Raw genomic sequence first — 20,481 nt, forward strand, 5'->3', positions numbered from 1 at the left:
TGCTCTGCTGCGCACGTTAGCTACGTAATTAACATAGCCTTTACTCCGGTGGCATGGAGCAACACAACGCAGTGCCCCATCTTTGTAGCATGAAGAAATATCTGTTAATCCTACTATCAGCTGGTTTGCTACTGCCTGGACCTGCCACGCAAGCCCAAATCAAGAAAGAACTGACGGTAGCATTCGGCTCCTGCAACCGCATCGACTTGCCACAGCCGCTTTGGCCGGTTATTGCCAACGACAAACCAGACGTTTGGATCTGGCTCGGCGACAACATCTACGGCGACACCGACGACATGGCCGTGCTCAAGCAGAAGTACGACACGCAGTTCAACCTACCCGGCTACGCTCAGTTTCGGGCGCAAGTGCCCACCATCATCGGCACCTGGGACGACCACGACTACGGCCGCAACGACGGCAACAAAACCTACCCCTACAAAAAACAAAGCCAACAAGTCGCCCTTGACTTTCTGCAAGAGCCCGCTAACACGCCCCGCCGCCAGCAAGAAGGCATCTACACGTCCTACGAGTACAAGGTGGGCAAGAAAAAGGTGAAGGTGATTCTGCTCGATGACCGGTACTTCCAGGATTCACTTTACCGTGATGCGCAGCAGGTCTACCAGCCCAACCCTAAAGGCGACCTTCTCGGCGAAACGCAGTGGCAGTGGCTACAACAGCAACTAACCAACAGCACCGCCGACGCTCACATCATTGCGTCGGGCATTCAGTTTCTGCCTCAGCAGCACCGGTTCGAGAAGTGGGCCAACTTCCCCGCATCTCGTCAGCGGCTGCTTGGTCTGCTGGCCAGTTCCCGCGCGAAAGGCGTGCTGCTGGTTAGCGGCGACCGGCACATCGGGGAAATATCAAAAATGACGGTACCTGGTGTAGCGTATCCAGTGTATGAGGTGACCTCCAGCGGCCTGACGCACCCGGCAGCCCACAACAACGGCGAGCCCAACGATTTGCGCGTTGGTCCGCTTGTTAATCAGAAGCACTATGGGTTGTTCCGTTTCCGCGAGCAAGGCAAGAAGCTGCTAGTAACCGCCGCCCTAAAAGACGAGGCTGGCAAGGCCATTTACGCAGAAGAAATTGAAGTGAAATAAGGCTGCCAGCCTATTCTAAGCACGGAAAAGGTCCGGCGAGCAGAGGCTCACCGGACCTTTTTTCTGTTCACCTTCAGCGTTACTCTTTCACAAAGCGGTGCGTGGTGACACTGCCATTGCTGGATACCTGTACCGAGTAAACGCCCGGATTCAGGGTGTCCAGGGAGAGCTGCACGTTTTGGCTAGCCCTAGCGCTGCCGACGTTGCGGGCAAGCACCTCGCGGCCTTGCGCATTAAGCACCGTGATACGTGCGCCGTTGGTAGTTTCGGGCACGGCTACGGTTAGCTGGCTTTGGGTTGGATTTGGGTACAAGGCTATGGCCGCTTGAGGAGTGGCAACCTGGCTACTGGTGGCAGCTTTAATGAAGCTCCACCAATTGAGGTTGAAGCCGCCGGCCGCTACTCCAATGGCAATGTCTTGCCGGCCCGCCGCCAGCGTAACGGTGTGGGAAATAGTAGTCCAGGTTTGCCAGCCGCCGGTGGCCGGTACAGCCAGCGTGCCCCGCACCGTGGCACCCGAATTCTGCTCCAAGCTGATACGCCCGCCACCGCTGAGGCTGGCCACCCGATACTGAATGAGGTAATTGCCGGCCGTGGGTACATCGATGGTATAGGCCATCCAGTCGCCATTGTCGAGGTAGCCCACATTCAGGCCGCCCCCCGTATCGGAGGTAGTTTCCGTTTGCACACCCGACATAGCATGGTAGCTTTCTGCTTGCACCGTGGTGCCGCCCGTAGTAGGGGGCGTGGTGGGCGGCGTAGTAGGCGGGGTGGTAGTAGTACCGTTCCAGTTTTGAATGTAGCCTTTCACCAACGCGCCCGATTGCGTTAGGTAGTTATCTGACCACGCGCCGGTGGGGCTGGTACCGGGCTTCAGGATGGAGGCTGATTCCGCTTTATCATTAACCGACCAATTCAGATGGCTGATGCCGTTTTGTTTCAAAAAGGTCATCCATTCCTGAGTGGAAGCGGCGTCTACGACGCCGTTGCCGGAGGCTTCCGTGGTTCCGTATTCCGTCACGAACAGCGCTACGCCGCGGCTGAGTGCCGTTTGGGCCTTGGTTCGCAGGCTGGCCTTGTGAGTGGCCGCGTAGAAGTGCAGCGTATAGGCGATGTTGGAGTAGCGCGTAATAGGGTCGCTAGCGGCCACATCCACATCCTGCGACCAAGTAGGCGTACCCACAATAATGAGGTTATCGGGGTCGATGGCACGGATGGCGCCGGCCACGGCTTCGGCATAGGGCTTCACCACTCCGCTCCACGATACCTGCAAAGGCTCATTATACACCTCGTACATGACGTTGGGCGAATTTCCGTAGGTGGTGGCCATTTCCCGGAAGAAGGCAATGGCTTGCTGCTGTTGTTGTTCGGCCTGATGCGAGTGCCAGTCGATGATAACGTAAAGTCCCGCCGCCAAGCAGGCATCTACCACCGTTTTGACTTTCTGCTTTTCGCGGGCCGGGTTGCTTAGGTAGCCGCCACTTTCGTTGATGCCCATGGCCACGCGCACAATCTTGGCTTGCCAGTTGTTTTTGAGCCACCCTACCACGTTGGCATTGTAGTACTTCTCGCCGCCCCACCCATCGTTGCTCCAAAACAAGCTGTTGCCGGCCAAGCTAATCGGCTGGTTGTTTTTGTCAACAATCTTGTTGCCGACCACTTTCAGCTGGCCGTACTGTTGCACGGGAGTCAGGGTCTGGGCAGTGGCCATGAAGCCTAATAAGCTACTGACTACCAACAACACGCCGCTGCTCCAAAAGCGTAAGGTGTGTTTACGGGCTAGTGTAAATTTTTTCATGACAAGAAAGAATGAGTTGGTTGGAAAAGAATGAGTCCGCCGCCAGTGACGAAAGGACATGCCGGGTTAGGTGATTACCATGACTGGCAAAGACAGAACTGGGGAGCAACAGGCAGAGAGGACAAGTTTGCTAGCAACTAAACCGCTTTGTTGGAGCAAAAACGGACGCTGAGGCAAGGAACAGCAACTAAGGCGGTGTGCGGACCTTAGTCGGTAGAAAGTGGGGAATCCCCTAAAGCAGGTGCGGCATTAGGCAACTATAGACTACAAAAGCAGCTAATTAGCTATCTAAGAGCAATCGTATTTCTGAAATAAAGCTAAAGGCGGCTGAAAAATTCAATTCACTATAATAAAGCCAAAATTATATAAGCGCACAGTTGAGGTACAGGAAGGGCTTATTTGACAATAATTTTTATTTATACTTCGTGTCATATTAATAAAAAAGCCCAATAGGCAATAGTACCTACTGGGCTTTTAACAACTAAATGTATTTACTACTGAAGTCTACAACTACTTGATTAATAAGCAACAGAATCTTGTTCGTAGATTTTGCTTGCCATATTTTTGGCCTCATACTCAGTCCATTTTTTCTGTCTGGGCAAGGTGGCTACATAATCCTTTACTGTGTAATTCATTCTATTTATTTCATACACAGCCAAGGCAATTTCTTTGCAGCATAATTCCGGCCATTTAATTACTTGCTCTTGTGAAAACCGGATAACAGCCCATCTGTTTTCGACAAAAAAATTATTCCTATCGTCGTCCGTTCCAACACAGTGCATAGGCTTGTCATTTTTCTCATCGTATGGCTCGTCTACTTCAATAGCGAGGTATAAGCCCGTTTCATCATGATAGACAAAATCGGGATAGTAACTGATGTTGTACTTATACCCATCCAATACATCTAATTTCTTGTCGGTTTGGATTGCGATACCAAAGCATTCCACTAAATATTTATGAAACATAGCTTCATGCTTTCCTCTCTTGATGTGCTGCTTGTCCTCAAGTGTTGTATTTTTTGGTCTTCTGGCAGCGCTAAAGAATTGTTTTAATAAGCTTAGCCTGTAGTTCCACAAGGTGTCTGGGGGAATAATTCCTTTAATTGTCGTTGATATTCTGCTACCCGCATCTCATAGGCAGCTGCGTAGGCCCGCGCCGCATGATATTTATCGAGCGCAAATCGGAAACGCACTTTAATTAACAGAAAAGAAATTGCCGACAAAGCAAGCGCCCAACCTATTAAGTATACGTTTTGCAACAGTAAATAAAGCGCAAAGCATACGCCGCCTACCCACGCATACAAGGACAGCAAGTTGGGATTGTAGGGATATATGGGGGGTTCGGGTGGTGCTGGTGCCACCAAGTTGTTAAGGGGCAGTTCTTGCAGGATGCCGTGGATATCGGCGTTGACATGAACTTCCGGGTAATGATACTTCCTAGGTACTCTTTGAGGTAGCATAATAGGCTTGCAATAGGTGTGGTGAAAGGAGCAGAGCAAGCTCAACTGTATACCTAGCAAGCACAGGGTGCCCTTAGCCCAATATTCTTGGGCCCCTTGCTCGCTACGCATCAGTAAGCTTTACTATTTAATGTTCCAAAAATACAACATTATTAAATCAGTTACATATAGGTTTATGAATAATTAATAGAGAAATTTTAGAATAAATTTTCGGGCGGCCCCTGCCTGAGTCACTGGCATAGACCTGCAATGCTTTAAATTCGCCTTCCAACCCTTACCGAATCGTCTTGTCTACTCGCTGTACGCTCTCGTTTCTGTGGCTTTTCTTGCTGCTCGCGCCCGATGTCTTTGCCCAACGTCGGCAGCAACCCACTCCGAAGAAGAGCCACGCCCAAATCACTAGTCGCCGCACGCACGCCACTTCGAGAGGCACAACCCCGAAAGGCCGAGGTAAGAAAGCTACGCCGGTGGCGAAAAAAATCAACCAACCGGTGCCATTTGCCCGACAGCTGAGTAGCTCTCGCTGGGTTGATTCGGTGATGAAGACGCTCACGCCCGACCAGCGGGTGGCGCAGCTATTTATGGTGGCGGCCTACTCCAACCGCAAGCGTATCGACGAAGACTCTATTACCACCCTGATTCAGCAGTATGGCATTGGTGGCCTGGTGTTTTTCCAGGGCGGACCGGTGCGGCAGAGTAAGCTTCTGAACCGCTATCAGAGCCAAAGCAAGGTACCCCTGCTAGTAGCCATGGACGCCGAGTGGGGCGTGGGCATGCGTCTCGACAGCGTGCAGCGCTTCCCTTACCAGATGAGCATGGGCGGCGTCCGCGACAATCAGCTTGTGTATGACATGGGTACCGAAGTGGCGGCGCAGTTCAAGCGGCTAGGTATGCACGTCAATTTTGCGCCAGTGGTGGACGTGAACAACAACGCCGCCAACCCGGTCATTGGCTTCCGCAGCTGGGGCGAAGACCGGCAGAGCGTAACCGAGAAAAGCTACCTCTACATGAAGGGCATGCAGGATGCCAATATTCTGGCCGTAGCCAAGCACTTCCCCGGCCACGGCGACACCGACACCGATTCGCACCTGGCCCTGCCCCTATTGCGCATCGACCGAAAGCGCATTGACACGCTGGAGCTGTTTCCGTTTCGGGATTTGATGCGGCGCGGCCTCGGCGGCATGATGGTAGCTCACCTCAACATCCCGGCGCTGGACACCACAGGCATGCCTTCCACCCTGTCTAAACCCATTACCACGGGCCTGCTCAAGCAGAAATTGGGGTTTGAGGGCGTCATCTTCACCGATGCCATGAACATGAAGGGCGTGATCAGCAAGTACCCGCCCGGCGACGCCGATGTGCGCGCTTTAATCGCTGGCAACGACGTGCTGGAATTTTCGAAGAATGTACCGTTGGCCCTGAAAATGGTGCGCGCTGCTGTTGATAGTGGTTTGATTTCGCAGGCCGACCTCGATGCGCGTTGCCGCAAGGTATTGGCATTGAAAGAGTGGGCGGGCCTCAACAAGTACAAGCCCATTCCACTGAAAAACATCATTGCCGACCTCAACACGCCGCACGCGCAATACCTGAGCCAGCGCCTCACCGAACTAAGCGTAACGGTGCTGCGCAACCAAAAAAACCTGCTTCCCCTCCAACGCCTCGATACGCTGCGGCTGGCTACGCTCACCATCGGCACCAAGGACACCACCGATTTCCAGCGCATGGTAGCCGATTATGCGCCGGTGCGCCACTACTGGATGTCGGCCACCCCTACGCTGGACGAGCTAACCAAGATGCGCGAGACGCTGAAACCCTACAACGTGCTGCTGGTGGGTATGAACAACCTCGGCCGCCTACCGGCCACCAACTTCGGCGTAACGGCCGAAGCCAACGTGCTGCTGCGTGAACTTGGCCGGCCGGGCCAAAAGCTGGTGGTGTCGGTGTTCGGTTCGGCTTACGCAGTAGCCAAAATCCGGGACCTGGATCGCGCCGATGCGGTGGTGCTGGCGTATCAGGAAAGTAAAAACGCGCAGGATGTGACGGCGGAAGTGATTTTCGGCGGCATTTCGGCTATTGGCAAGCTGCCCGTAACGGTATCAGACCGGTACAGCTACGGCGCGGGGCTGACCACGCAGGGCGGCACGCGGCTACGTTACAGCTTCCCCGAAGCGGTGGGCATGAACAACAACCTCGAAGCCCGCGTGGACTCTATCATGAACGGGGCGCTGGCTGCTCGAGCTTTCCCCGGGGCCGAGGTATTGATTGCAAGGCGCGGCACAGTGGTCCTGCGCAAAAGCTACGGCATGCACACCTTCGCCGATGCGCCCTCGCAAGGTGGCCGACCTAGCCGCGCCGTTCGCAACACCGACCTCTACGATTTAGCTTCCCTAACCAAAGTATCGGCGGCGCTGCCAGCCTTGATGAAGCTCCAAGACCAAGGCAAGTTCAACCCCGACATGACCTTGGGCCAGCTCTTCGCCGAGTTCGTGGGCACCAACAAGCAAGACCTAAAGCTGCGTGACGTGCTGACGCACCAAGCCCGCCTGAAGGCCTGGATTCCGTTTTGGAAAGACTACACCAAGCCGCGCGGCATCTTTAACGCGTTGTTCGGCAACCGTCCGGATGCCAAAGACGTGTCGCTCACCAAGCCCTCGGAACTGAGCCGGAGGTTTTTCCGCTCCGACTCCTCGGCCCGCTTTCCGTTGCACGCCGCCACTGGGTTGTGGGCACGCAAGGATTTTCCAGAGCGCATTACCAAGGCCATTGGCGAGTCGCCGCTAAATGAAAAGCCGGGTTACGTGTACTCGGATTTATCGTTCATTATGTACCCGCGGTTCGTGCAGTCGACCACGGGCAAGCCGCTGGCGCAGTTCATCAACGACGAGATTTATAAGCCGCTGGGCGCTACTACGCTCGGCTACAACCCCACGCGCCGTTTCCCGCTCAGCCGCATCACGCCCACCGAATACGACTCCCTGTTTCGCCACCAACTACTGCTTGGCACCGTCGACGATGAAGGGGCGGCGCTGCTCGGTGGTTTTTCGGGCCACGCCGGCCTTTTCGGCAACGCCAACGACCTAGCCAAGATCGTGCAGCTATACGCCTGGAACGGCAAGTACGGTGGGCAGCAGTTGCTTAAGCCCGAAACGCTAGCCGAGTATACCAAATGCCAGTTCTGCCCCGACAATCGCCGGGCACTCGGCTTTGACAGGCCGGCGGCCAACCCTTCCGTCAACTCCGCCAAAAGCGCGTCGCCGATGAGTTATGGGCACACGGGCTTTACGGGCACCTATTTCTGGGTTGATCCGAAAGAGGAAATCGTGTGTATCGTGCTAACCAACCGCGTAAATCCGACGCGCCGCAACAACAAGCTTTCCAGCCTCAACGTCCGCACCAACGTGCTGCAAGTGGCGCTAGAAAGTGTGCGGCCAGTGCAAAAGCTAAAGGTTGAAACAACTGTGGAGCAATAGCCGCCGCTTAAATCTGATAGTTACCAAAAAAGCCCCTAGTGCTAGCAGTAGGGGCTTTTTTGTGCAGGGCACTTATGAAAAACCTTGAGTTGAAACGATGCCTACGACGGGCAGCTTTACTTAGTAGTCAGCTGATGAGAGACTACCTGCTGCTGCGACAGCCACTCTATGCACTCACTTTCCGTTGTGCACAAATTCAGCCGGAACGTGTTGCCTGAGTAGGAAGCTGGTTCTACTAATGTGCCATCGGCTTTAAAGTCCTTAAGCAGATCAGGCGACATGAAGTAGACCACGCACACAGGCAGCTCCAACTCGGCCGTCGCCTTAGGATAATAACTTTCCTTGAGCCATTGCAACGTTTCGGGGGCGCTAGATTGGCACCGGCGCACATCAAGCAGCCAATGGCTTGCTTTCTCCTTGCGAGCGGCAGTTAATAATTCTTCGTAGCCACGCCGGGATTCATCTGGCGTTACGGGACGCAGCCACCGACCCACTAGTATTTGTGTATCGCAGTTATAGCTGATAGTCAAAAAATCGGATGCAGTATAATCGAGGTACATTGGGCAATAGAGGGAGGGCAGTTCCTCCTCTCTTTCCTTTTACGGAAGAAGCTGAACTATAGATATACTCCGCCCTGGATATTCCTACTCCTCGGCATAAGTGCAAACTGCATTACCGAGGAGAAACGAGTAATAGAAGACGGCAAATCTGACAATTCTACTTCTCCTCAAATGCAATACTGCGTTGTACAGAGCGCGGAAACCAGCTTTCCCGTACCCCAATGACCACCTCATAAATTCCCTGAGTATGCCATTGCCCACCGTCTTCACTGAAATAAAATATTCTTCGGCTAGCCGATGCGCAACCGTTCTTAATTGCATCAGGAAGACGCAGTTGGCATGAGCTGACGGTGAAATATCTCAAGGGTTTGTCTGGCGGGTATTATCAATTGCCGTAGTTGTTGTAACACCGCTACCGACTACCAGCAAATGCAGCTTATAGAAGCGCATGCGCTGATTTTTTGGTAGCTTGTTCGGCATCTGTCCCACCATTCCCACACCGCTCTATGTTAGGTCTGATGATGAACGAGCCCCTGCGCATTGCGGGGCTGCTCGAGTACGCCGCCAAGTGGCACGCCGATACCGAAATCGTGTCGCGCATGCCTGAAGGCCTGATTCACCGCTACACCTACGCCGACTTGGGTCGGCGCAGCCAGCAGGTAGCCAACGTCTTGCTGGAGCTTGGGGTCCGCCGGGGCAGCCGGGTAGGAACCTTGGCTTGGAACACGCACCGCCACTTAGAACTGTATTACGGCATTTCGGGCATGGGAGCGGTTTGCCACACCATCAACCCGCGGCTGTTTTTCGAGCAGTTGGTGTACATCATCAACCACGCTGAAGACCAGGTATTGTTTTTCGACCTGACTTTTCTACCGCTGGCCGAGAAGCTAGTGCCCCACTGCCCTACCGTGGAGAGTTGGGTGCTGATGACCGACCGCGCCCACATGCCCGACACGGTGTTTCCGGGCGGCTTGCACTGCTACGAAGACCTGGTGGCTGCTCAACCCGCTGACTACGAGTGGCCTGTATTCGACGAAAACACCGCTTCTTCGCTCTGCTACACCTCCGGCACCACCGACCAGCCCAAGGGTGTGCTCTACTCCCACCGCTCCACGCTGCTGCACTCCTACGCCGCCTCCCTCCCCGACTGCTTCAATTGTTCGGCCCGCGACGTAGTGTTGCCGGTAGTGCCCATGTTTCACGTCAATGCCTGGGGTATTCCGTATGCGGCGCCACTCAATGGCTGTAAGCTAGTATTGCCCGGCCCCGGCCTTGATGCGGCCAGCCTCTATAAGTTGTATGAGCAGGAAGGCGTCACCTTTACGGCCGGCGTGCCCACCATTTGGTTTGGGCTGCTGACGTTTATGCGCGAGAAAAAGCTACAGTTCAGCACCCTCAAACGCATGATTGTGGGCGGTGCTTCTTGTCCGCCAGCGCTGTTGAAGGCGTTTGACGAAGAGTTAGGCGTGCAAATTCGGCACGCTTGGGGCATGAGCGAAACTTCGCCCCTCGGCACCGTCTGCACCCTCAAAACCAAGCACCTGTCGCTCAGCGAAGACGAGCAGTTTGCCATCCAAACCAAGCAAGGCCGCTCGGTTTTTGGCATCGACATGAAAATAGTAGACGACGAAGGCAAAGAACTAGCCACCGACGGTGTGGCCTTCGGCGACTTGCTAGTGCGTGGGCCGTTCGTGGTAGCCGAGTATTTCCGGGCCAATCATCCGGGCGAGCTAACTAACTCCGGCTGGTTCCGCACCGGCGACGTAGCTACCATCGACCCCGACGGTTTCATGCAAATCACCGACCGCTCGAAAGACGTTATCAAGTCGGGCGGCGAGTGGATTTCGAGCATCGAGCTAGAGAACTTGGCAGTTGCCCACCCCCAAGTAGCCGAGGCCGCTGTCATCGGGGTGCCCCACCCCAAATGGAGCGAGCGGCCCCTGCTGGTAGTAGTCCGCAAACCCGACGCCACCGTGAGTAAAGAAGAACTCTTGAATTACTACGATGGCAAAGTAGCCACTTGGTGGAAGCCCGACGCCGTGGAATTTGTGAACGAACTACCGCATACAGCTACTGGCAAGCTGTTGAAAACCAAGCTCCGGCAGGATTTTGCAGCTTATACATTTAAGTGAACTAGCGAAAGCTTCTCACACGAAAAGGCCGTCATGCCGAGCTTGTGCTCACTATGACGGCCTTTTATTGTTTGGTCAGGAATACCAACCCGATCAGGTCAACTCTATTCTGGTTTCGCGGGTGGTTGGCTTGTCGGCGGTTGCGTTGCAGGCTGCTGCGCCTTCATCTTGTCGCCAATCACCTGTTGCAGTTCCGGCAAGTGTTCTTGCACACGCTTCTGCCCTATTTCCACGCCAGCCATCATGAGTTGGGGCATTTTCTCGATGGTTTTGCGGCCGGTAGGCGTCTGGTAGAACTTGGTTAGCTCCTTCAACTCCTTCTCCGTGAATTCCTTGGTGTAGAGCGAAGTAATATCTTCTTTGATTGCCGGCCAACCCATGTACTTCGTGATAAAGGCGCGCATTTCGGGTTCCACTGCCTTCATTTCAGGACGCTGCGCTATTTGCGCCTCCAACATTTGATTCATCATGGAGGTGGTGTTCTTCTCACTTCCCGTCACGACGAGTAGTTCTTCAGCGGCTTTGCGGTGGCTGGCCGAAACCGGCGCGGCCGAGGCCGTAGCCGTAGAAGTTGTTGATTGGGCATTCACGATTGGGGCCGCCAGCAAAAGACTGGCCGCCAGTATCCACAGTTTTTTCATAACGGAAGTACGGAAATTCCTACGTCTTGGTAGGAGCACCCGGCTACCCCTACTTCAGACTTTGATGATAATCCGCTTCTTGTACATCACCCACAGGATGCCTAACCAAATCAGAACGCACACAATAGCCCCGGCCAGCGACGCATTAATCGGGCTGAAATATGGCGTAAAAAAAGTGGTGTAAAGCCACGTTTTGAGGGGCACCTCAGCCGCCGTCACCTTGATGATGTTAAGCGACTTGGCAACAATTGCCGACAGAAAAAACACCGTAATAGCGTTGACGCCATACACCAGTGCCGGCGTCGTGAAGCGGCGGTAGCCTTGAACATCGGTCAGCCAATAGAGGCCCGCTAGCGTAGCCATGGCCAGTCCGCCGGCGTAGAGCACGAAAGAGCTGGTCCAGAGCGCCTTGTTGATAGGAAACCATCCGTTCCAGATCAACCCTAGAATAACTGCCGCGCCACCTGCCACAAACAACCACGCCACCCGGGTAGCCGGGTCCACGTCTTTGCGGCGCAGCCACTGGCCAGTAAGCATTCCTAGCAAGCCCGTACCTACGGCCGGCAGCGTACCGAGTAACCCTTCCGGGTCCCAAGTGCGGCTGCTCGACCACAGGTGCTTCTCGGTGAAAACCACCCGATCTAGCCACGCGCCCAAGTTAGTGCTGGCTTCTAAGTTGGCAGGGCCGAAACCGGGCACTGGCACCACCTGCATCAGCACGTTGTAGAAAATCAAGCAGAAAGCCAGCAAGCCGATTTGCTGCCGCCGAGTGGTTTTCAGAAACAGGATTCCGCAAATCAAAAACACCCACGAGATACGCGCCAGCACGCCCGGAATTCGCACCGTCTCGAACTCAAACCGCGGGAACAGCGCTGAAAGTAACCCAAGCCCAAATAGGATAGCCGACCGTTTCAGAATCCGCACCATCGTGCGCCCGTGCGTTTCGGGCTGCCGCCGCGCTCCATCCAGCGCATACACAATACTCACCCCCACAATAAAGAGGAAGAAAGGAAAAATCAGGTCGGTGGGTGTGCAGCCGTGCCAGTGCGCGTGTTCCAGCGGCGCATAGATGTGTCCCCAATCTCCCGGGTTATTCACCAGTATCATGGCTGCCACCGTAATACCGCGAAACACATCAAGCGAAATAAGCCGCGCCGGCTGCGACGCCTCAACCAACGGCTGGGCATGCGTAGTTTCGACAGCAGCCTGGGTAGTAGTTTGCATGAGGAGGTTGAATAAACGGGCTACATATAAGCCAACAGCAACTTACGTCGATTACAATTTACACCTAGCCTGAGTAGGAAGTAAGCTGGTCTAACACCCCTCCTTGAAAGAAGGAGAGGTGCTAAAACTAGTTTTAAATAGCGGGGTCTTCCGGAGTGGCAATATTGTCTTCGCGCTCTACCCGTGGATAGGGATAGAAATTACGATTCCGCTCGGAACCCATAGCTCCCGGTCCAGGCCGCCCAAACCGGCGGCTGTCTTCAAGGCGAAATCCTTGAAAGGCTAATTCTACTTGGCGGTTGCGGTAAATATCTAGCAGAACAGCGTCTTGGGTGAGCAGGCCGGCATACGGAGGCAAACCTGCGCCGGGAGGTGCAGTGGGGTAAGGGGTACCATTTGCGCTTAGAGTGATGGTAGCAGCAGCGACACTAGTCCGTACTCGGTTCAATTCCGTCACAGCGTTGGTCAGGTCGTTTTTGCGCGCGTAGCCCTCAGCCCGAATCAATAACATCTCGCCAGGTATGTACACTGGAACAGGCGCAACGCTGGTCGTATAGAAGCCAGTACCGCGGTTCTGCGTTGAGGTAGGGCTGGCGCGGGTGTAAAAGGGTATTCGCCGATCATTTGCTTCAGGAGTTAGTGACCCTGTCAACCCAAGATTCACATCCGTCGGCTCGAAAACGTTGCGGTTGCTGAAAGCTACCTCAGATGCAGCATTACGAGCCAGATCATCGAAGGTGAAATATGATCGACTGTTCAGGTCCACGCGACCAGCGGCGGCAATGGCCTTGTCGTAGTCGCCAGCCAGCAGGCTATAGCGAGCGATAAGAGCTTGCAACGTATTAGGCAAGTTGATGCCCCCAACAATCTTACTGTTAAAATCTGTTGAAACCGGCGTAGCAGCCAGTTGTGTAGCTGCAATTTCCAGTTGTGCTACCGCAGACTGTAGCGCCGTTACCCGGTCTACAAACGGTGCATTAATCTGAGTAGTAATGGGTAATTGCTGAAAATACTGCGCTAAAGCACCAATGGCCAAAGCCCTAAAAATGCTAGCATAGGCGACAATGCCGCTGCGGGTGTTAGGGTCCCCAGCGTTATTGGCATTGGCCAATACTAAATCGGCGTTACTGCGCACTATTTGTGATTGTGTCCAGAGGTTGCGCACCACCGCGTTGAGGTTGGTGACGTTGCCAGCGCCCAAACTGATATTGAATTCTTCGTTATTGCCAACGTTAATCACCGTTAGTTCACGGGTGCTAAGGCCCCCGGCAGCTACTATGTTGTAAAGTGGGCTTAGGGCCCCTCCCGTAGTGAAACGCACCTGCATACCGTTGCACACGGTAATCAAGCCGTCAGAGTTTGTTATCACCTGCTCTTCACTAGCGGCGCTGGGGTTCAAATATTCTTTATTGCAGCTACCCATCGTGAGCGATAAGACAGCCAACAGTACTAATATCTTTTTCATGAGAAGGCAGAATGTGGGAAGTCAGGACCTAACTAGAATGTAGCCGACAAGCGAATTTGATAAGTGCGTGGAATAGGCACGTTTCCGAAGTCAATGGCCCGCAATAAATCAGAGGAACCACCTGCACTGGTCTCGGGGTCGAACCCTTTGTAGTCATCCCATGAATACAGGTTGCGGCCTATCAATGAGACGTCAAGGTTGCTGATGAACTTGCTAATGGTGGGCAGCGTGTAGGTGAGGGCTGTTTCGCGTAGCTTCACAAACGAGCCATCATCAATGCGAAACTCTTGCGTGTTGTATACTGAGAAGATATAGCCGCGCGGTAGTTCGCCCCGTAGCTCTTTCTCAGCCAAATCTCCTAGGCCTACGCCCTGACGAGTGCGATAATCAGCGTTGAACACATCTACACCCTGCACAGCGTCGAACAATACTCGTAACGAGAGCTTTTTGTATGTGAAATTGGTGCTGAAAGAGCCTGTCCAATCCGGGTTCGGGTTGCCGATAACAACGTTGGCAATACTAGTTCCTTGCGCATAACTAGGCTGGCCACTGACTTCGCGGGCAGGCGTGAAGTTGATATCGCCTGTTGATTGGCCGGTGGCGCGCTCATCCTGCGGAAAGCCCTGGGACGTAAGCAGCAACGAACCGTCGGGGTTACGAGCATAGGCCGAACCGTAAAACACGCCCGCCGGCTGCCCATTAAGCAGATACACTGGCGCCCCCGTCACATTGTCGATAGGAATGGCCGTTGTGCCTACTAAGTCCACTACCTTGTTGCGGTTGCGGCTAAAAATGGCCGTAAAGTCCCAACTGAAATCCGAGGTTTTCACTGGAGCGGCACTTAGTTGCAGTTCTATTCCTTTGTTATTAAGTCGGGCCACATTCTCCACAATACTCGAACCGCCTCGCGTTGGCGCAATTAGCCGGTTAACTACTAAATCTTTGGTTTTTTGGTTGTAAACCGTGACGCCTAACCCGATCCGGTCGTTGAGGAAGCCTAAGTCAGCCCCAACTTCAAACTCTGCGACCCGCTCCGGCCGCACGCGTGGGTTAGCTAGCTGTGCATTTGGTAAAAAAGTAGCGCGGCCCTGGAAAGCCACGGGTAAATATTGATAGAATCGGTCGTAGGAGTTGATAGCAGTGAGCCCGCCGGCCTCTCCATAGCTGGCCCGCAGCTTCAAGGAGTTGAAGGCCTTGCTGTAGCCCGCGTTCTGCCAGAAGCCCAGGTCGGAAGCTACCACTGAGCCACTCACTTTAGGGTAGTATTGGTTGGTTTCAGAGGGCGAAAATTTCGACGACCGGTCGCGGCGGATAGCCCCGGTCAGGAACGCCAAGTTGCGGTAACCAAAAGTGGCCTGCCCGAAAATGCCACTTAAGTCAAATTGGTCTAGATCGTACGCCGAACCCACGGTGGTACTAGACGAGCCGCTAACCGTTGTAATGAACGGGGTCTGGCCTTGCCCCTGTGTACGTACTAATTCTCCGCGAAAGTATTGGTAGCTGTAGCCGGCGAGCAGCGTCAGCTTGAAGTCCTCGGTCAATTGTCGGTCATACCCCAGATTTATGTCGGAGTTGAGTTGCAACGCGTTGTTGTTAGCATTAGCCGCAAAGCCTAGTGGGTAGCGAGCTAGTGGTAGACCAGCCGTAGCTTGGTAAGGATAAGGCCGAATATAGTTTTGACCGGCTTGTGAGTAAGTATCTACTCCCAGAATATAATCCACCGAAAAGCCCTTAAACGGCGTCAGGTTTACTTGCAGGTCGCTGATTGTACGATTGATGCGTTGCGTGAATCGCATATCCTCAACAGTGGATAAGGGATTGACCCGAGTGGGCTCTACAGCCAATAAATTGCCTTCTACATCACGCTGGTTGATATCATAGATGTTGTTGGTGATATTGATAGAATTGATGGGGCTGTAAAAGACGTTGCCGTTGGCTCTCTCATTAGCAAAGCTATTATTGTAAGCCACCCCCACCGAGGCACGAGCCCAATTGGTCAGGCGTTGGTCTATCCGTGCCCGCACATTGTAGCGCTTGAAATCAGTGCCCTCAATGATACCCTGGTTTTTCAGGTAACCCACCGACATTAGGTACTGCGTCCGCTCAGCCCCGCCCGAAATCGAAGCCCCGTTGTCGGTGCCATAACCAGTCCTGAAAATCTCATCGAAATAGTTGTAGCGCGTTACATCCACTAAGTTAGTAGCTAGTTGGGTAGTGGTGCCGGCGCGCGTTACGCCAACCGTTGTTACGCCGGACTGTCCAGCCAAAGTGCCCACAGGGCTAATAGGATAAAGCCGGAAAGTATTGGTGACCGGGCCCATGGGGCTTTGCGTAATGTATGTATTAGCGCCAAACTGCTTGCCATAGGTGTTCACTGGCACCGATTTGCGCAGCTCGTTGATGTTGAAGCTGGTGTATACCGATACTCGGGCCTGGCCAGCCTGCCCGCGTTTGGTGGTGATAATTACTACGCCATTGGATGCCCGCGAGCCATACTGCGCGGCCGCTGCTGCCCCGTTGATGACGTTGATGCTGGCTATGTCGTTAGGGTTAAGATCGGCCAACCGGTTCTGTCCTGCGTTGGCCGCTCCAATATCCAAGCTCGTCGCCAGTTGCGACACGTTAGTGCTGTTGTTGCTCACAATCACCCCATCGATAACATAGAGAGGGTCAGAAGAGCCGCGCAGGGAGTGAATGCCCCGTAATCGCACCGATAATGAGCCCGAAGGGTCGCCAGAATTCTGCACGATTTGAGCACCAGGCAGTTTGCCCTGTAGGGCATTGAGCGCGCCACCTGTACCGGTTTGCACTAAGTCGCGGGCGGTTACCGTGGTAATAGCATTGCCTAGCTCGCGCTTGTTCACGCTGATCGTGGAGCCAATTACCACTACATCATCGAGCGTTTGACGGGCTTCCGTTAGCGCAACGTCGGTGCTGACCGCGGAGTTGCTTCCTAGCGTAATGGGTCGGGATTGGGCTTTGTAGCCGATAGTAGAAAACGTCAGCGTGTAGGCACCGGGCTTCACCCGTACGGGTAAGGTGTAATTGCCTTCGGCGTCGGTGGCAGTGCCTAGGGTGGTACCACCCAGCAGCACTGTAGTGCCTGGTACGCCCTGACCTCGCTCGTCGGTGACTCGACCTTGCAGGGTGTAGGCTTGGTTGCCGTCGGTTTGGGCTAGGGCCGCTGTGTGCAATAGAGTGCCGGCAAAAGGCCAGGCTAATGTTAGCGCAAGCCTAGCCAGAGGGTAAGTGTTCCGCATAGTTCAGGAAAGGAAAAAGTGGTGTGGGAATTAAAGGAAAGCCTTGTTAATATAGGGTTTATATGATACTACTACAGCAGTATCGGTTACACGGAAAGAGCCTTTTTCAAAGGAGGATTGCTATCAACCGCGCGTCACCTCCAGGTTGCAAGCACAGCATGCTTCTTGGTCTTACCAAGGAAACATATTTTAAACTAGCTCCACAGCGCCCCCCTTTGTAAAGCTGAATCAGCTTATCACTTCGCCTCTTATAATAAAGGCGTTACAGCCCGCAGAATGGTTGGATACATGCATCGCTTTTCGTAACCACTGCCCGCACTCCAGGAAGTGCCTCCGCTCTAAATCAACGACTTCAAGCGAATCAATGCAAATACTTGCTTAGAACTCTCACCCGTCAAAAGCCTCGATACCCCTGTATTCACGTAGGCCGAGTTAGTTGTAGAGGCGGGCGGTGGCACTTGGTAACGAGCTGGTAGTTAAGCTGTTTAACACAGCAGTTCGGTTCTCGGCGGCGCGCTGCCCGCTAAAACTGACTAGCTCGTGAAGCACATTGGCGGAGGCCAATTTGGAATATGGAAGTACTCGGACTGGAACGCGAGTGGTAGCGGCAACGTGGACCATGGGAGTAAGTCGATGAAGTAGAAGGGTAAGCTGGAGCTTTTCGGAGAAGATTCAAAATCAAAAAATTCCTGAATTAAATCCCATATATAGTTGGTTGCACATGACGAGCTTTCTAGTTTAGGCTTTGCTTACTTTCATTCATCGGGTTCAAACCCTTGCTATTAACTCGATGAAGCTTAAACAGCGGTCTTTACCCCAGCTTTCGCCTAATGCTCGTCACTTGGTTTTGTTGTCTACCATTTCATAAGATCTGCCACGAATCCGGCCGGAATTCGCCTGCATAGTGCAGCTGAACTCCGGCCGACTGCTTTCCGAGCCTTTTCTCCTTCACATTCACCCTCTCTACTCTCTATGAAAAGACTTTACTTGCTGCCTGCCAGCTTGTGCGTGCTGGTGGCCCCGTCTGGCTTCGCCCAGGCGCAACGCACCATCACGGGTGTGGTCACGTCGGCTGCCGACCGGAGTCCGCTGCCGGGCGTAACGGTTCTGGTGAAGGGCACTACCACAGGCACCAGCACCGGCCCCGATGGCCGCTACACGATTCAGGCTGCACCGGGCAACACGCTCACCTTTAGCTTTATCGGCTACACCACGCTCGAGCGCGCCGTCGGCGACGAAACCACCCTTGATATTGGCCTAAAAGAGAATACCACAGAGTTGAAAGACGTAGTGGTAACGGGTTACAACATCGGGCAGGAAAGGCGCGATATTGTGACAGCAGTGCAGGAAGTGAAGTCTAAAGACATCATCGACTCGCGCCAAACCAACGTCGTGAATGCCTTGCAGGGCAAAGTGGCGGGCGTGAACATCACCTCGTCGGGTGGGTCGCCGGGTGAGGGCACAGCCATCGTGATTCGGGGGGCACTTCACTCGACGGTGATAACCAGCCGCTGTTTATCATCGACGGTATCATCATGGATAACTCGTCGTTTCAGGAAAGCACGGCGCCGGGAGCCGGGTCGCAGTTCAACGGCCAGCTGGGCCGCTCGGTGGGCACACCCAACCGCGCCGGCGACATCAACCCCGAAGATATTGCCAGCATCACAGTCCTGAAAGGTCCGGCTGCCGCTGCACTATATGGTTTGCGCGCGGCCAACGGGGCTGTGGTTATTACCACCAAAAAAGGCGTAGCGGGCCGTACGACGCTCAGCTACCGCACCCAGTTTTCGGTGGACGAGGTGAACCGGCTACCTAAGCTCCAACGCGAGTACGGGCAGGGCATTGAAGGTGTGTTTGACGCCACCACGCGTAACTCATGGGGCGCACGTTTCCAGCCAGACCAACCGATTTACGATAACCTAGGCGATTTTTTCCAGAAAGGTTATGCGTTTCAGAACTTTCTAAATATGTCGGGCGGCACGGAAAAGGCTACGTTCTTTGTGTCAGCGTCGCGGCTCGACCAGACGGGCGTAACTCCCGAAAACGACTACGACAAGACCACAGTCCGCCTCTCGGGCACAGCCCAGATTTCGCCGAAAATAAGCGTGACGGCCTCGGCCCAATACCTGAACTCGGGCGGCCGACGTACCCTACAAGGTCCGGGTATTCTGACCACCGCTGGCAGTTCGTCTGGGGGCTTCTTACTAAGCTTGTTGAACTGGCCCCAGAACGACGACGCCCGCAACTACCTGAACGCGGACGGCACGCGCCGCCGTTTGCTACCACCCAACACCGGCATTGATGCCGACGCCGATAACCCGTACTGGACAGCCCGCTTCAACCCCCAAACCGACCGTACCAACCGCTTCATCGGGAACACGCAGCTGAGCTATCAGCCCTTCACGTTCCTGACTCTGAGCCATAACATCGGTACTGATTTGGCTAGCTCCCACTCCACTTCGGTGCGAGCGGTAGGTACTTCGCAGGCTAGCAACCAGAACGGTGGTATTGCTGAAACTGTGGACTTGAACCGCTTGCTGACGGCTACTACACTGGCTTCCTTCAACCATACGTTCAACCAAAACTTCCGCGGCACACTGGTTCTCGGCAACACCATCGAGCAGAGCCGCGACGAAGCAGTAGACTATGTTGGTCTGATCTTCCAGAACCCAACGTTTACCAGCATTAATAACACGGTAAACCGCAGTGCCTTGCAGCGTTTATCGGTGCGACGGCTGGTTGGCAACTTCGCCCGTGTGAGTGCCTCGTTGTATGATCAGGTGACAGTGGAATTGCAGGGCCGCTACGACCAATCCTCGACCCTGCCCCGCCCCGACGAAGGCAAAATCTTCGGCAAGGGTTTTGGGTACGGCTCGGCAGCAGTCGGCTACGAGTTTACGCGCACCTTGGGCATGGAGCAGAACAAGATTCTCAACTATGGTAAGCTCCGGGCCTCAGTAGCGGAGGTAGGTCGCGACACCGGGCCGTATCGCGTAGAGTCGCCGCTAACTACCAACACTTACATCGGGGGCGGTTTCCGCAACGACTTCTTCGGCTCGAACCCGCTACTGAAGCCCGAGCGCACTCGCTCCTACGAAGCGGGCATCAACCTACAATTCTTACAAAACCGCCTCGGCCTCGACTTCAACTACTACTTCTCGCGCACCAAAGACCAACTGATTGCGCCCCGCGTGAGTCAAGCCAGTGGCTACATTCTGCAATACATCAACGGCGGCGTGGTAACCAACGAAGGCCAGGAAGTGACCTTGAACGGTACCCCCATCAAGGATGCGGGGGCTTCACATGGGATATTCTGGCCAACTTTTACCACAATACCAACCTCACCGAGTCGCTGCCCGCGCCTCTAAC

General features: G+C 54.2%; 13 protein-coding genes and 1 pseudogene. 5 read left to right on the forward strand and 9 right to left on the reverse strand.

The window, feature by feature from the left end; translation table 11 throughout:
• Positions 1 to 89: 89 nt before the first annotated feature.
• Positions 90 to 1,103 (forward strand): alkaline phosphatase D family protein, encoded by a 1,014-nt coding sequence (locus MUN86_RS16370; RefSeq protein WP_245119130.1) that lies wholly within the window; start codon positions 90 to 92, stop codon positions 1,101 to 1,103.
• Positions 1,104 to 1,182: 79 nt separating this feature from the next.
• Here MUN86_RS16370 and MUN86_RS16375 read toward each other — a convergent pair whose 3' ends face one another.
• The 3 genes from MUN86_RS16375 to MUN86_RS16385 all read right to left on the reverse strand — a co-directional run bounded on the left by MUN86_RS16375 (position 1,183) and on the right by MUN86_RS16385 (position 4,360).
• A complete protein-coding gene (locus MUN86_RS16375) occupies positions 1,183 to 2,901 on the reverse strand; it encodes a cellulase family glycosylhydrolase (protein WP_245119131.1) in 1,719 nt (572 codons plus the stop codon).
• 518 nt (positions 2,902 to 3,419) lie between these two features.
• Positions 3,420 to 3,977, reverse strand: a complete 558-nt coding sequence (locus tag MUN86_RS16380) for a putative endonuclease domain-containing protein (RefSeq protein WP_245119132.1) — start codon at positions 3,975 to 3,977, stop codon at positions 3,420 to 3,422.
• Entirely contained in the window at positions 3,959 to 4,360 is a 402-nt protein-coding gene (locus MUN86_RS16385; RefSeq protein ID WP_245119133.1) for a hypothetical protein, read from the reverse strand. The genes MUN86_RS16380 and MUN86_RS16385 overlap by 19 nt, the downstream gene beginning before the upstream one ends.
• 287 nt (positions 4,361 to 4,647) lie before the next feature.
• Between MUN86_RS16385 and MUN86_RS16390 the strand changes: the two genes are divergently transcribed.
• A complete protein-coding gene (locus tag MUN86_RS16390) occupies positions 4,648 to 7,830 on the forward strand; it encodes a serine hydrolase domain-containing protein (protein WP_245119134.1) in 3,183 nt (1,060 codons plus the stop codon).
• 116 nt (positions 7,831 to 7,946) lie between these two features.
• Here the strand turns inward: MUN86_RS16390 and MUN86_RS16395 are convergent, their stop codons facing one another.
• Positions 7,947 to 8,390, reverse strand: coding sequence for a hypothetical protein (locus MUN86_RS16395; RefSeq protein ID WP_245119135.1), 444 nt, complete (start codon positions 8,388 to 8,390; stop codon positions 7,947 to 7,949).
• 506 nt (positions 8,391 to 8,896) lie between these two features.
• On the opposite strand from MUN86_RS16395, the gene MUN86_RS16400 reads away from it, so the two are divergent.
• On the forward strand, positions 8,897 to 10,522 hold the full coding sequence (locus tag MUN86_RS16400; protein WP_245119136.1) for a 3-(methylthio)propionyl-CoA ligase: 1,626 nt from the start codon (positions 8,897 to 8,899) through the stop codon (positions 10,520 to 10,522).
• A gap of 104 nt (positions 10,523 to 10,626) precedes the next feature.
• On the opposite strand, the gene MUN86_RS16405 is transcribed toward MUN86_RS16400, so the two are convergent.
• The 5 genes from MUN86_RS16405 to MUN86_RS16425 all read right to left on the reverse strand — a co-directional run bounded on the left by MUN86_RS16405 (position 10,627) and on the right by MUN86_RS16425 (position 17,733).
• On the reverse strand, positions 10,627 to 11,163 hold the full coding sequence (locus MUN86_RS16405; RefSeq protein ID WP_245119137.1) for a DUF2059 domain-containing protein: 537 nt from the start codon (positions 11,161 to 11,163) through the stop codon (positions 10,627 to 10,629).
• Positions 11,164 to 11,217: 54 nt separating this feature from the next.
• Complete coding sequence (locus tag MUN86_RS16410) at positions 11,218 to 12,387, reverse strand: acyltransferase family protein (RefSeq protein WP_245119138.1); 1,170 nt, start codon at positions 12,385 to 12,387, stop codon at positions 11,218 to 11,220.
• A gap of 133 nt (positions 12,388 to 12,520) precedes the next feature.
• Positions 12,521 to 13,852, reverse strand: a complete 1,332-nt coding sequence (locus MUN86_RS16415) for a RagB/SusD family nutrient uptake outer membrane protein (protein WP_245119139.1) — start codon at positions 13,850 to 13,852, stop codon at positions 12,521 to 12,523.
• Between the two features lie 32 nt (positions 13,853 to 13,884).
• Positions 13,885 to 17,112: a SusC/RagA family TonB-linked outer membrane protein gene (locus MUN86_RS16420; protein ID WP_245119140.1), complete on the reverse strand. Its 3,228-nt coding sequence runs from the start codon at positions 17,110 to 17,112 to the stop codon at positions 13,885 to 13,887.
• 432 nt (positions 17,113 to 17,544) lie between these two features.
• The gene (locus MUN86_RS16425; RefSeq protein ID WP_245119141.1) at positions 17,545 to 17,733 is read right to left on the reverse strand and encodes a hypothetical protein; all 189 of its coding nucleotides are present in this window, start codon (positions 17,731 to 17,733) and stop codon (positions 17,545 to 17,547) included.
• Between the two features lie 351 nt (positions 17,734 to 18,084).
• On the opposite strand from MUN86_RS16425, the pseudogene MUN86_RS31240 reads away from it, so the two are divergent.
• Together MUN86_RS31240 and MUN86_RS16435 are read left to right on the forward strand one after the other, a co-directional pair.
• A pseudogene (locus tag MUN86_RS31240) lies at positions 18,085 to 18,537 on the forward strand (carboxypeptidase-like regulatory domain-containing protein); the annotation flags it as partial.
• Between the two features lie 110 nt (positions 18,538 to 18,647).
• Positions 18,648 to 20,480, forward strand: a complete 1,833-nt coding sequence (locus MUN86_RS16435) for a TonB-dependent receptor domain-containing protein (RefSeq protein WP_280640530.1) — start codon at positions 18,648 to 18,650, stop codon at positions 20,478 to 20,480.
• The last annotated feature ends 1 nt before the right edge of the window (position 20,481 follow it).

It is taken from the genome of Hymenobacter volaticus (genome assembly GCF_022921055.1).
Classification (GTDB): Bacteria; Bacteroidota; Bacteroidia; order Cytophagales; family Hymenobacteraceae; genus Hymenobacter; species Hymenobacter volaticus.